The sequence below is a fragment of the Aminobacter sp. 01T433 genome (assembly GCF_056398585.1).
Genome location: NZ_JBFTPR010000016.1, coordinates 118734 through 131201, shown reverse-complemented (window position 1 = coordinate 131201; position 12468 = coordinate 118734). Strand labels below are relative to the sequence as shown.

The following is a 12468-nucleotide window of genomic DNA, read 5'->3' as shown; positions in this document are numbered from 1 at the left end:
TCGCTGATGGGCCATGCCTATCCGATGCCGGGCCTGCACGCCAAATATTACGATCAGGATTTCGAGCCTCTGGTCGAGGTGATCCAGGACACCTGCGGCCGCCACGATGCCTTTGCGCTCGCCTGCTACGCCAAATATTACGACGACATCGGTTATCCCGGCCACATCAACTGCTCGGAGAACTTYAATGGCGCGCTCGYCGACAAGGGCGTCAATGCCCGCGCCGGCTGGATGGCGGTCAATTTCTTCTTCAACACCGGCATCGATGCGCATGGCGTGATGTTCTCCGACGARCCCTGGTCCAGGCCCGGCGACTATGTGCTTCTCAGGGCGCTGACCGACATCGTTTGCGTCTCATCCGCCTGTCCCGACGACACCACCCCAGCCAATGGCTGGAACCTCAGCGACATCCACGTCCGGACCTATTCCGGCCAGCATAAATTCTCGCGCGCGATCGCCAGACGCACGACCCCGGAGGCCGAAGCCAAAATGACTCGTGAGACCGCCTTCCATTCAAGCTTTGCCAAGCACACCCGCAACTTCATCGAATACAAAGGCTTCTGGCTGCCGCAGGACTTCGCCAAGGAAGGTCCGATCGAGGAATATTGGGCCTGCCGCCAAAAGGCGGTGGTGATGGATCTCTCCGCACTGCGCAAGTTCGAGGTGACGGGACCGGATTCCGAAGCGCTGTTGCAATACACGCTGACCCGCGACGTCAAGAAGCTCGGTGTCGGTCAGGTCGTCTACACCGCCATGTGCTACGAGCATGGCGGCATGATCGACGACGGCACGCTGCTGCGCCTCGGCAAGGACAATTTCCGCTGGATCTGCGGCGACGACTATTCCGGCGTCTGGCTGCGCGAGGTCGCCGAAAAGCTCGGCCTCAAGGTGCTGGTGCGCTCCTCGACCGACCAGATGCACAACATCGCGGTGCAAGGTCCCAACAGCCGCGATCTCCTCAACGAGATCATCTGGACCCCGCCGCACCAGCCGGCGCTGGCCGAGCTCGAATGGTTCCGCTTCACAATCGGCCGCATCGGCGATGCGCAAGGCGTGCCTGTGGTGGTGTCACGCACCGGCTACACCGGCGAACTTGGCTACGAGGTCTGGTGCCATCCGCGCGATGCCGAAAAGGTCTTTGACGCGGTCTGGGAAGCCGGCCAGCCGCATGGGCTCAAGCCGATGGGTTTTGCCGCGCTCGACATGGTGCGCATTGAAGCGGGGCTGATCTTTGCCAATTACGAGTTCTCCGACCAGACCGACCCGTTTGAAGCAGGCATCGGCTTCACCGTGCCGCTCAAGACCAAGACCGACGATTTCATCGGCCGCGAAGCGCTGATCCGGCGCAAGGACAACCCGATCCACAAGCTGGTCGGCCTCGACATCGACGGTAATGTCGCCGTCGGCCATGGCGACTGCGTCCATATCGGCCGCGCCCAGATCGGCGTGGTCACCTCGTCGATGCGCTCGCCGGTGCTGGGCAAGAACATCGCGCTCGCCCGTGTCGACGCGACGCATGCCGCTGTCGGCACCGAGGTCGAGATCGGCAAGCTCGACGGCCACCAAAAGCGCCTACCGGCCCGCGTCGTGCCCTTCGCCCACTACGATCCGAAAAAGGAACGCCCGAGGTCGTAAGCTGGGACGGATTGCGATCGGGCTAGTCAGCCCTTCAAAATGACATCGGTTTTCTCGAACTTTGTAACGTCGATCAGGCCCTTGTCCGAGATGCGCAGTTCCGGGATCACGACGAGAGCAAGCAGCGAGTGCTGCATATATGCGTTGTTGAGTTCGCAGCCGCATTCGCGCATCGCCTCGACCAGCCTGCCGGCCTTCACGGCAACCACTTCGGCCCGCTCGTCCGACATCAGGCCGGCGACCGGCAGCTCGACCAGCGCAAGCTCCCTGCCCTCGCTGATCACGACGATGCCGCCGCCAACCTCCTGCAGCCGGTTGGCGGCCTTAGCCATGTCAGACTTGTTGGTGCCGACGACGATAATGTGGTGGCTGTCATGCGCGACGGTCGAGGCCATGGCGCAATCCTTGTCGTAGCCAAAGCCCGACACGAAGGCATTGACCACCTCGCCGGTTGCCCGGTGACGTTCGACGAGCGCGATCTGGCAGACGTCGTTGGCACGGTCCATCGCAACGATGCCATTCGAGACGGGCAGATGCCGCACCAGCGCCTTGGTCGGCGCCTGGTTTTCGACAACGCCGATGACCCGCACCTTCACTTCGGAAGCATCGGGAGCAGCCATGTCGAAGTCCGACGCCACAAGCTTCTTGCCGAGCTTCACTGTGTTCTTGGCGCTGTCGGGATAGTCGTAGGCCGGCATATCGGCGGTAAGCACACCGTCCTTGGCCAACAGCTTGCCACGCGCGAAGACCATTTCGATCGGCAGCGACGCCAAGTCCGAGCTGATCACAAGGTCAGCGCGGCGGCCCGGTGCGATCGAACCCAATTCTCGCTCCATGCCGAAATGTTGGGCGGTATTCAGCGTCGCCATCTGGATCGCGGTAACCGGTTTCAGCCCTTGCGCGATGGCGTGGCGTACCACCCGGTTCATATGCCCGTCATTGACCAACGTGCCCGAATGGCTGTCATCGGTGCAAAGAATGAAGTTGCGCGGATCGATACCGCGTTCAGTGATCGCCTTGACCTGGGCTGCAACGTCGTACCAGGCCGAGCCCAGCCGCAGCATGGCGCGCATGCCCTGGCGGACACGGGCAATGGCGTCTTCGACCGTCGTACCCTCATGGTCGTCGGCCGGACCGCCCGCTACATAGGCGTGGAAGGCACGGCCGAGATCAGGCGAAGCATAATGGCCGCCAACTGTCAGGCGCGCCGCTTGCGTGGCAGCGATCTCGGCAACCATCTTGGGATCGTTGGCTGCAACGCCGGGAAAATTCATCATTTCGCCAAGACCGATGATGTTCGGCCAGGCCAGGGCTTCCCTTACATCATCGGCGCTGAGCTGTGCGCCTGCCGTCTCCAGCCCCGGCGCGCTCGGCACGCAGCTCGGCACCTGCACCAGAACGTTGATCGGCAAGCTCTGCGCCTCCTCGTTCATCAGCCGGACGCCGAACAGGCCAAGCACATTGGCGATCTCGTGTGGGTCGATGAACATGGTGGTCGTGCCGTGTCGAATGACCGCGCGGGCAAATTCGGTCACCGTCACCAAGCCGCTTTCGACATGCATGTGACCATCGCACAGGCCCGGCACGAGATAGCGGCCTTCAGCGTCCACGACCTTCGTGTTCTCACCAATCGTATGACCGGCGTCGGGTCCGACATAGGCAAAGCGTCCGGCCGAGATCGCGACATCAGTGTGCGGCACGATCTCGCCGGAATAGACGTTGACCCATTTGCCGTTGCGGATCACCAAATCGGCCGATGTCCGCCCCATCGCCACGTCGACCAGTCGCGGGGCGGTTTCAGACCAAGGCAAAAGCATTTTGAAATATGTCCTTTGAAAGCGGAGCGTATGGCGGGCGCCGAAACGCCCGCCATAGGTGCTACTGGATCTGTGCGACGAGTGCGGCCGCCAGCAGTGCTACGAACCACATGATCGGCTTCACCTCGCCGGCCTTGCCGACGGCCAGCTTGAGCAGCACATAGGCGATGATCGCCAGCGACAGGCCAAGCGTGATCGAAAAGGTCAGTGGGATCAGCACGATGGCGAGGAAGGCGGGAATGGCCTCTTCGGCGTCCGACCAACGGATCCGGCCCATCGGCTCGGACATGAACAATCCGGTTAAGATGAGGACCGGTGCTGTGGCGATAGCCGGCACCAGCGACAGCAACGGCGACAAGAACAGGAATGGCAAAAACAGCAGGCCGGCGACAAGGGCTACGAGGCCCGAACGGCCACCCTGCGCGATACCTGCACCCGACTCCAGGTAAACGGTCGCGGGGCTCGTGCCGAGCGGAGCTGAGATCAGTGCCGCCACGGCATCGACATGCATCGATTCCTTGATATTGCGCGGCATGCCGTCCTCGTCCTTGAGGTTGGCAGCTTCGGCCAGCCCTAAGAAGGTCGACAGTGCCTCGACGAAGTTGGTGAACAGGAACACGAAGATGAACGGGATGTAGGCGACCTGGAGCGCGCCGAGCAGGTCGACCTGCCAGAGGAAGCTGAAGTCGGGCGCAGCCGACAGGCCGCTCCAGTTGACCAGCGTCGTCACGTCGGGGGTCTCGGGCGAAAATGCGCTGCCATTGCCCCACCAGCGGCCAATCGGGATCGAGATCAGCGTCGTCAGGATCATGCCTGCCATCATCGCGCCAGGCACACGCCGCACGACCAGCCCAACCGTCGCGATGAACCCGGCAATGAAGGTCAAGGTGACGGGGTTGAAAGTGGTCAGGCCGACTATGGTGTCGGGGTTGGAGACGATGAACTTGGCGTTGACCAGGCCGATCAAGGCGATGAACAAGCCGATGCCGCAGGCGATGCCGTAGCGCAGGTCAGTCGGGATGGCCTCAATAACCGCACTTCTGAGATTGAGCACCGCCATGATCGTGAACAGCACGCCGGCCCACAACACGCAGCCAAGGGCAATTTCAAGCGGAACCTTGGCGCCGATGACCATGGTGTAGGCAAACAGCGCGTTGATGCCCATGCCAGGTGCGACGAGGATCGGACTACGCGCATAAAGCCCCATCGCGCAGCTGCCGATGAAGCTGACCAGCACGGTGGCGGTCACGCCCGCCGAGAACGGAATGCCTGCATGGGCAAGGATCGAAGGGTTGACGACGATCACATAGGACGCGGCCAGAAACGTCGTCAGGCCGGCCAGGATCTCGGTCCGCATATTGGAGCCGAGCCTGGTGAATTGAAAGTGGCGGTCGAGGACGGCGTGCAGCCAAGATGGCTGCACGCTCGCTCTCGCCGGGATCTGCGGCTGGTAGTTCATATGTTCCTCCCCTTATTGTTTTGGTTCCGACGCGGCCGATTTGCCAAAAGCCGGGCAGCGTTCCTCACTCCGCTGCCACGGCCCTCCCCCGTTCGAGGATCGGCGACGTCACCGTCAGGTTGACGCAGTCGATCACGCCCAAATCGGTGATGGCGTAGTCGGGAATCGCCGTGATCTGAAGCACAAACATGTACATGAATGGCCAGGGCAGATCGCAGCCGAGGCTTCGCGCCGCATCGTCGAGCTGGCCCTCGATGGCGGCCATCTCCTGGGGTTCGATGTCGGAGACGATGCCACCGATGGGAAGATGGAGAAATTCGAGAATTTCCCCGTCCTTGACCACCACCTGCCCGCCATTGTTGGCGATGAGATGGTTGATGGCGACCGTCATGTCCTCGGGACTCGTTCCCACGCAAATGATGTTGTTGTCGTCAGGCGCGGTCGAACTCGCCATAGCACCTGCCTTGAGGCCAAAGCCTGAGGTGAAGGCGACCGGCCGGTGTTGGGTTTTTCCATAACGCTCGACGACAGTCACGTACTGGACGTTCTGGCCGGAATCGGCGAGCACCCGGCCATTGCGAACCGGAAGCGTCACCTCGCGCCGCGTACGGACGAAAACCTTTTCGGGCGTGACCGCGATCGCCATGGCCCGTGCGGTGTTTTCTTCGCCCTCATAAGGAACGGCGATGTCGTCGACGGAGATTGGAGCGACCTTGATCGAGCGCAGCAGCGCTTCGCTGCGTGGCGGCGGCGAAAGCTCCACCGCCATCTTGCCGGCCCGTGCCGCGACAGCGCCATTGGCGATCACCGCTTCGATGCGGAACTCGCGAAGGTCGTTGACGATCAAGATGTCGGCTGAGCGGCCGGGCGAAATCGATCCGACCTTCTCGTCGATTCTCAGAGCATCAGCACCATTGATAGTCGCCATCTGAATTGCCGCCATCGGCGAGATACCCATAGAGATCGCCATGCGCACCATGTTGTCGAGATGGCCGCGGACAAGGATGTCGCTCGCCACCACGTCGTCGGTGCAGAAGCTAATGCGGCGTAGCGCCTTCACGCCCATCTCGGTGACGATGCGCAGATTGTCCGACAGGAAATGCGAGATCGACGATTCGCGCACCACCACATGCATGCCGGCGCGCAGCTTCTCCAGCATCTCCTCGGGCGAGTAGCTTTCATGGTCGGCGCGCACGCGTGCCTGCTGGTAGCCGTTGAGCCGTGCGCCGCGCGTCATTGGGCAGCAGCCGAGCACCGGAAGCCGGCTCTTTTCGGCAATCTCGAGCGCCTTCAGCACATCGGGATCTTCTTCCTGGATGAACTCGCGCACCGTCTCCCAGATGCCGACGCATTCGGGCCAGTGATGGGTCGCGGCATGATCGGCCGGCCCGAAATAGTGGCCGACGGTCGAACGCGGCATGGTGTAGGGCGTCTTGCAGGGCGCGCCCCAGAACACCTTCAGAGGCGTCTGCTTGGCTTCGTCGAGGAACTCGCGTGCCGCAGCGGGGCCGCCGACCACGATGATCTGGTCGAGCCCGGTGACAATCGACGTTGTGCCCAACGGTACCACCGCCTTGGCGAAGCTAGTGATTGACAGTTTCGAGCATTCGACATGCAGATGCCCGTCGATCATGCCCGGGCAGAGATATTTCCCAGTGGCGTCGACGATCTCGGTGTCGGGGCCGATATGATTATGATCGGAGATATCGCCGACAGCGATGATGCGGTTGCCGTAAACGGCAATGTCGGCCTGGTAGATTTCTTCCGATATGACGTTGACCAGTCTGCCGCCGCAAACGGCCAAAGTCGCCTTGGCTTCCCGCCCCGACGCCGCACGTATGAATTCCCTGATATCTGTCAATCGAACCTCCCTGGTTGATGGGAGTATTTCGACCTCGCGTCGTTTACACAATTGGCCGAAGCAGGCTATTTATTGGACAGATCATCCAATGGATTGGACGAAATATGGACCTCTCGGTCATCGATTGTTTCGTGAAAGTCGCCGACGCCCGCTCGATCTCGGCGGCATCGCGGCTTCATCGCTTGCCAAAATCCACACTCAGCCATCGCATCCGGCAGTTGGAGGACGAGTTCGGCATGGAGCTCTTCGTGCGGGAAGGCCACCATCTCCACGTCACCGATGCCGGCTCTGAGCTTCTCCGCCATGCCCGGCGCATCCAGGCAAGCTGCGAGGACGCAGCAACTGCACTGGCTGAAATGCGCCAGGAGGTGGCCGGCACGCTGCGCGTCGGCTCGACTGGCGAGTTCGGCACGACCATCACCTCGGAACTGCTTTATGCCTTCCGGCAGCAATATCCGCAGGTCAATCTCGACGTTGTCTTCCTGACCTCAAGGCAGCCCTTCTCCGATGTGACGGAACAGGCGCTCGACGGCATCTTCCATTGGGGCGAGCCCTCTGATGTCGACTACATCAGCCGCCGTCTATCGACGGCGTCATATGGCCTCTACGCCAGCCCCGACTACCTCGCCCGCCACGGGACGCCTGAGACGACAGACGAACTGAGCGCGCATCGCGGATTGATCTTCCGCCAGCCGACCCGGCCGCAATCCTGGTATCTGGCGCAGAACGGGCGAAGCGAGATCGACATCCTGCCGACGGCAAATTGTACGGCCAACGACTATTGGACGCTCAAATATTTCGCCGTCGCCGGCGAGGGCCTGGCCTATCTGCCCGGCTTTTTCGTCGAGACCGAGTGCGAGAACGGAATCCTCGTTCCGGTATTGCCGCAGTGGCGGTCGCCGGAAACCGCGATCAACCTGATCTACTCACGCCGTCGCCACGTCTCCCGCCGCTTCAAGGCGTTTGTCGAATTCTGCATTGAATTCTACCGTGGCCGCGAAGGTAAGCGCATCCCGCGATATTACGTCGAGAAAGTGGATAGACCGCTGCAAAGATGATCTGATCTCCCCTCTCCTTCCCGCCAGTTGCTACGATCCGCGAGGCATCCCGCCAAAGTCATGGCGGCGTGGAAAGCTGCGAGGGGGTGGCGTGCCTGTGCTTTAAGGCCGGCACCCTTTTTCGGCCAGCGTCCGACAATGAGTGATTATCCGCCGCGCTGATCAGCCAGACACCGGCGAGGATCAGCGCGCTTCCAACGAGCTGGAGCGGCGAAATTGGTTCGCTGAAAAAGGTCCAGCTCGCCGCCAGTATCAGGATGTAGCTGAAGGCCGTCAGGGGAAAGGCCTTGCTCAGATCCAGTTCGGTGAGGACCTGCATCCAGATGACAAAACATGCGGCCTCGACCACGATGGCGGCAATCATCCATGGCGATGTCACCGTTTGCTGGAGCCATGTCCAACCGATGCCACTGACATGTTCCGCCGCCAGCTTGATGAATATCTGGGAAAGCGCGTTGAGCAGCGGAATTGCCAGCCACAGGAGGCGGCCGCTTTTCATGGCAACTTTCCCTCGGGGACATCGACTTCAAACAGCGGAGATACAAGCCGCAGCAGCCATTGGACAGCAACGTTGCGATGCTTGAAGAACATCCTGTTGACGGTGAGTTGGCTGCCGAGCCTGAGTTTGTCGCCGTAATATGCCTGGCCGCTCTGGTAGCGCCCAATTTTCTGCTCCAGGCAATAGCTGAGATTGTTGAACCAGCTCAGATAATAGAGATTGTATTCGCGCCCTTGCGCGGCATCCATACAGAAGAACTTGTCTATCAGCGTGTTGTCGTTGCGCACGAGGATGTTCGCCGCCAGCAGCGTCTCGCCCGCATAGTAGAAGAAGCACAAGGATTTGCCCGGCATGTTGTCTAGCACGCCAGTGAAATATTCGGGGGTCAGCGCTTCGAACTGCCAATCGCTGCGCTCTCGCGTTTCGCTGTAAAGGGTCATGACGCGGGGCAGCAGATCGGCGAAATCCGTGCGCATCTCGGTCCTGACATGTTGGGTCGACTTCAGCTTCCGGCGCATGTCCTTGCGTGTGCCTGCCGAGAGGCGCGCCAGATAATCGTCCATCGAAGTAAAGTCGACATCGAGCCAGGCGGTGGGAAGCCCAGTGGTTGCCGCATAACCATGGTTTTCGAATACGCGCTGAAGTGCTGCCCCCTGGTTTTCGGGAAAGTCCTTTATGCCGCGCAATGAGCAGCGCTCGTTGTCAGCGAAGCGTTCAAACCCGGCCACAAGCGCTGCCAGCAAAACAGGCCTGCGTTCCACTGGCACGTCGGGGTGAAATCCGGGCACGCCGGCTTCGGTGCAGGGCGAGCCCAAACACGCAAGCTTCAAGGTGAGGAAACCTGGGGCATAGCGCCTGATGCGCTGGACGGCCTGGCGCATGGGGCCAGCTTCGAGCGTCGTGTCGAGCTGGTAGTCCGTGAGAAATGCCGGCATTGCCGCGATCATCCGCCCAGTTTCGTAAAGCACCACGTAGCGCCACGCAAAACCCGCGATGCCAGCGTCCTCGACGGCCAGAAGATAGTCGTAACCTTCGACCTCATCTGGAAAACAGGCATCCCATGCTTGCCTGCCGATCGCGCGTATCGACATGGCGATGCACGCCTGCGGCGTCGCATCCGCTGGCGTCATGGCGAGCATGCCGGCAGGCGCCTTGTCAGAAACGAGCTGCAGCATCATTCGCCTCGAAGTAATTCGCAGTATGTTCGGCAACGTGGCGGTGCTGACGGTCGATGTGGATCATATGATAGCTGTCATCGATCCAGAGCAGCTTGCTGGGCGCGCCGATATGGTTGCTGATAAGCCTCGCGTTTACCGGGCTGCTCAGATCATCTTCCGTCGCATGAAGGATGAGCGTGGGGGTTCGCATATCAGGCAGCTGCCTTTTCAGCGCCCTGCCCAGTCGGTGCATCTCGACCAATCCTTTGCCCGGAAATCGCTCGATCACACCTTCAGCGGACATCGCCTCCATCATCGCGCGCAATCGGCTGTCCTTGATGCCGAGGGACGGCGTCTCGGCGAAGCTCAACCGGTCAAGGAACGGCACCCATGACAGCCAGCCGATGTAGCGCGACAGCATCGAATGGTAGGCTGGAACGTTCCAGCCGTCATAGAGGAAGCACGGCGAATAGATCGCCGCAGCCTTGATTGTTTCAGGCCTTTGGTGAGCGGCAAGCAATCCCAGCTTGCCGCCAGCGCAAATGCCTGCGGCGAAGACATCGTTTGTGCATTCCGACATCTGTCCAACGGCCCGGTGCACGGTTCCAAGCCAATCTTGCCAAGACGTGGCGCACAGCGCTTGAACACCCTTGCCGTGTCCGGCCAGGAGCGGCGCATAGACCGTATACCCCCGGCGATTGAGCTGCCGTCCCAGCAAACGCATCTCGGCCGGCGCGCCGGTCATGCCATGGATCAGGACAATGCCTTTTCCGTTGGTGCCTTCGATGAAGAACTCGAGAGGATCAGCGAGCTGCATTCAAATCCTCCAGGTCCTGGTTCTCCTTGGCCATGAAACCGAGAGCGTGACAGGTGCTGATGACATGCACGCCTGCCTCATCTTGTTCGCTTTTGATCTGCTCATGGAAGTCCCGCAGCTTCGTCCAGTGGGTGCGCGGGCGATAGTGATGTTCGGCGTGATAGCCATTGCCGAACCACAGCCAGTTGTAGAAGCGGTTATGGCTGCTGACTCCCCAGGCGATCGGCGTTTCCGGGTCGCCGTGGAAGTGTTCGTAATACCCGTTCAGCGAAGACAGGCAGTTGCCGAAATAGTAAAACGGGACGAAGAAGAGCACCGCGCGCCAGTCATAGGCGAGCGCGAGACAGACCGTCACGATGACAGCGAAGAGCTCGAAGCGGCCCCAATTCGCATCGAACGGCCTTGTCCGTGCGATGGCATTGTGGATGTCGCCGAGATCGTCGCGAAAGAAGCTCAAAAACGTGTAGCGCCAGACATTTTCCGGCTCGCCGTTTTTGCCATAGCGGTAGATCGACAACAGGTCGGTCGTTTCGCCTGAGGCATCGGGCCTGTCGCTGTTGCCCGAATGGTGGCGCATATGAACCCAGTGATAGTAGCTTTGCGAAAAGCCGATCGTGATCGACTCCAGCAGGGAGAAGGCGTAGTTCAGCGGCCGCGACGCAAAATACGGCGTGTGGATGAAGTTGTGCGAAATGCTGTTGATGTTCCATGAGATGGAAACCGCATAGACGCAGCCCAGCAACGCCGAGAGCCACAATGGCCGGCTTGAGAAGCCGACGATGAGATAGGCGTTGAAAAGAAGGTGCGCGACGGCGGCCAGGACAGGCACGCCATCCCATTTGGTATGCGCAAAGAGTTTCATAGTCCTGTCGCTCCTACACAAACCACACCGGCCGTGATCAGGCACACGCCGGCGGCATGACGCACGTTGATGCTTTCCTTGAAGAAGGCCGCTCCCGCGAGCACCATGGCGACATAGCTGAACGCCATGAGCGGAAAGGCTATGGACAGCGGCACGTGTTCGAGCACGACCATCCATCCCAGCAATTCCACGACCCAGAACGCCAGGCCGGCCCACGTGACCGGCTTGAGCAGTGTCTGCGCGACGGACGCAGCGCCGTTAGCTGCCTGTTTGAAGCAAACCTCGCGACCCATCTCGGTGAGAATGCAGAAGCAGATCAGCGCCAGCATCGGCAGGGTCAGCACGCCGCTCATCCCATTGCCTCCGACAGGGCTTCGAGCAGCCGGTGATTGACCGCGCTGTTAATGCTCGTCGCACTGTGTGGATCAGGCGACCGGCGAGGCTGATCGATCAGTGTCTCGACGTATTTGGAGACGACGGTCCATGCCCCGCCGGCATGGGCCGGAACCGAATAGTCCCCGATAACGTCGGCTCCGATGATGCGATGACGCTCGCTGATCGCGGCGATCAATGACAGCAGGTAAGGCAGCCGCATGCTGCCCTGATCCCAGTTGGTGACAGCATCGTCACGAACCAGAACATCCTTGTCGATCGTCAGATAGACGTTGTCGGTTTTTATCCGCGACAACAAAAAGCCGATGAAATTCTCTTCACCGGCAGAGACAATCGTCTTCCACCCGATGGCGTTGGATAGCTGGCTGTGGCTGGAACCGGAGCCATAATCCTTCTTCACGCGGCTGGGCGGATGATCATAGGGATAGAGCTCGAGCACGCCCTGGCTCAGGAGCGAAAGGTTCGCGCCTTTCCACTCCGGTCGACGCAGGTCGCTGCTGCAGACACCGACGGTGATGACCTTGTCGACATGTGCGTTCTGTGCGGCACGATTGACCCACGATCCGCAATGCACCCCGCCATTGAAATGGACCCAGTCGGGGTGGTTGTCGAAATGGATCACGGTGGCAGGCTTTTCTTCATTTTGCAGCGCCGCCTCCAGAAGAAGCGACGTCACATGATGAAAATCTCCAGATCCCATGAAACAAAGGCGGGCACGGCGTTCTCCGCGCGAAATTTCCTTCGACAGTCTCAAGCCGAATGCCTTCAGATCGTCGTGCCTGCTCCAAAGCCGTATTGTCGGCCCATCGTTTCCGGCCTGAATTTCCTGAGCGCCTGATTTCAGGCACGAGCGGATGAAGTCCGGTTGCAACTCCAGCGCATCATCGAGATGAAGAAGAAGGAGTTGCAT

General features: G+C 60.5%; 11 protein-coding genes. 2 read left to right on the top strand and 9 right to left on the bottom strand.

Features of this window, described 5'->3' with window-relative positions; genetic code table 11:
* A partial coding sequence (locus tag AC1DLV_RS23850; RefSeq protein ID WP_476836263.1) for a DUF1989 domain-containing protein occupies nt 1-1635 on the top strand: 1635 nt, incomplete at its 5' end.
* 26 nt (nt 1636-1661) lie between these two features.
* Here the strand turns inward: AC1DLV_RS23850 and ade are convergent.
* The 3 genes from ade to AC1DLV_RS23835 all read right to left on the bottom strand — a co-directional run bounded on the left by ade (nt 1662) and on the right by AC1DLV_RS23835 (nt 6772).
* On the bottom strand, nt 1662-3452 hold the full coding sequence (ade, locus tag AC1DLV_RS23845; RefSeq protein WP_476802531.1) for an adenine deaminase: 1791 nt from the start codon (nt 3450-3452) through the stop codon (nt 1662-1664).
* Between the two features lie 61 nt (nt 3453-3513).
* Complete coding sequence (locus AC1DLV_RS23840; RefSeq protein WP_476802530.1) at nt 3514-4911, bottom strand: NCS2 family permease; 1398 nt, start codon at nt 4909-4911, stop codon at nt 3514-3516.
* 64 nt (nt 4912-4975) lie between these two features.
* Complete coding sequence (locus AC1DLV_RS23835; protein WP_476802529.1) at nt 4976-6772, bottom strand: adenine deaminase C-terminal domain-containing protein; 1797 nt, start codon at nt 6770-6772, stop codon at nt 4976-4978.
* 104 nt (nt 6773-6876) lie between these two features.
* Between AC1DLV_RS23835 and AC1DLV_RS23830 the strand changes: the two genes are divergently transcribed.
* A complete protein-coding gene (locus AC1DLV_RS23830; RefSeq protein ID WP_476802528.1) occupies nt 6877-7830 on the top strand; it encodes a LysR family transcriptional regulator in 954 nt (317 codons plus the stop codon).
* A 58-nt stretch (nt 7831-7888) separates the two neighbouring features.
* On the opposite strand, the gene AC1DLV_RS23825 is transcribed toward AC1DLV_RS23830, so the two are convergent.
* From AC1DLV_RS23825 to AC1DLV_RS23800, 6 genes are read right to left on the bottom strand one after another with little or no spacing between them, the layout of a single operon-like run.
* Nucleotides 7889-8329 (bottom strand): EamA family transporter, encoded by a 441-nt coding sequence (locus AC1DLV_RS23825; RefSeq protein ID WP_476802527.1) that lies wholly within the window; start codon nt 8327-8329, stop codon nt 7889-7891.
* On the bottom strand, nt 8326-9504 hold the full coding sequence (locus AC1DLV_RS23820; protein ID WP_476802526.1) for a GNAT family N-acetyltransferase: 1179 nt from the start codon (nt 9502-9504) through the stop codon (nt 8326-8328). The genes AC1DLV_RS23825 and AC1DLV_RS23820 overlap by 4 nt, the downstream gene beginning before the upstream one ends.
* Nucleotides 9485-10303 carry an alpha/beta hydrolase gene (locus AC1DLV_RS23815; RefSeq protein WP_476802525.1) on the bottom strand — a complete coding sequence of 273 codons (819 nt, stop codon included), beginning with the start codon at nt 10301-10303 and terminating at the stop codon, nt 9485-9487. The genes AC1DLV_RS23820 and AC1DLV_RS23815 overlap by 20 nt, the downstream gene beginning before the upstream one ends.
* A complete protein-coding gene (locus AC1DLV_RS23810; protein WP_476802538.1) occupies nt 10290-11165 on the bottom strand; it encodes a fatty acid desaturase family protein in 876 nt (291 codons plus the stop codon). The genes AC1DLV_RS23815 and AC1DLV_RS23810 overlap by 14 nt, the downstream gene beginning before the upstream one ends.
* Nucleotides 11162-11518 carry a DMT family transporter gene (locus AC1DLV_RS23805; protein WP_476802524.1) on the bottom strand — a complete coding sequence of 119 codons (357 nt, stop codon included), beginning with the start codon at nt 11516-11518 and terminating at the stop codon, nt 11162-11164. The genes AC1DLV_RS23810 and AC1DLV_RS23805 overlap by 4 nt, the downstream gene beginning before the upstream one ends.
* Nucleotides 11515-12468 carry an arginase family protein gene (locus AC1DLV_RS23800; protein WP_476802523.1) on the bottom strand — a complete coding sequence of 318 codons (954 nt, stop codon included), beginning with the start codon at nt 12466-12468 and terminating at the stop codon, nt 11515-11517. Before AC1DLV_RS23800 ends, AC1DLV_RS23805 begins: the two co-directional genes overlap by 4 nt.

Coding starts and splice junctions, on each gene's coding strand:
- AC1DLV_RS23825 (WP_476802527.1), bottom strand. CDS start 8,329: ATGAAAAGCGGCCGCCTCCTGTGGCTGGCAATTCCGCTGCTCAACGCG.
- AC1DLV_RS23805 (WP_476802524.1), bottom strand. CDS start 11,518: ATGAGCGGCGTGCTGACCCTGCCGATGCTGGCGCTGATCTGCTTCTGC.
- ade (WP_476802531.1), bottom strand. CDS start 3,452: ATGCTTTTGCCTTGGTCTGAAACCGCCCCGCGACTGGTCGACGTGGCG.
- AC1DLV_RS23840 (WP_476802530.1), bottom strand. CDS start 4,911: ATGAACTACCAGCCGCAGATCCCGGCGAGAGCGAGCGTGCAGCCATCT.
- AC1DLV_RS23830 (WP_476802528.1), top strand. CDS start 6,877: ATGGACCTCTCGGTCATCGATTGTTTCGTGAAAGTCGCCGACGCCCGC.
- AC1DLV_RS23815 (WP_476802525.1), bottom strand. CDS start 10,303: ATGCAGCTCGCTGATCCTCTCGAGTTCTTCATCGAAGGCACCAACGGA.
- AC1DLV_RS23800 (WP_476802523.1), bottom strand. CDS start 12,468: ATGCAACTCCTTCTTCTTCATCTCGATGATGCGCTGGAGTTGCAACCG.
- AC1DLV_RS23820 (WP_476802526.1), bottom strand. CDS start 9,504: ATGCTGCAGCTCGTTTCTGACAAGGCGCCTGCCGGCATGCTCGCCATG.
- AC1DLV_RS23810 (WP_476802538.1), bottom strand. CDS start 11,165: ATGAAACTCTTTGCGCATACCAAATGGGATGGCGTGCCTGTCCTGGCC.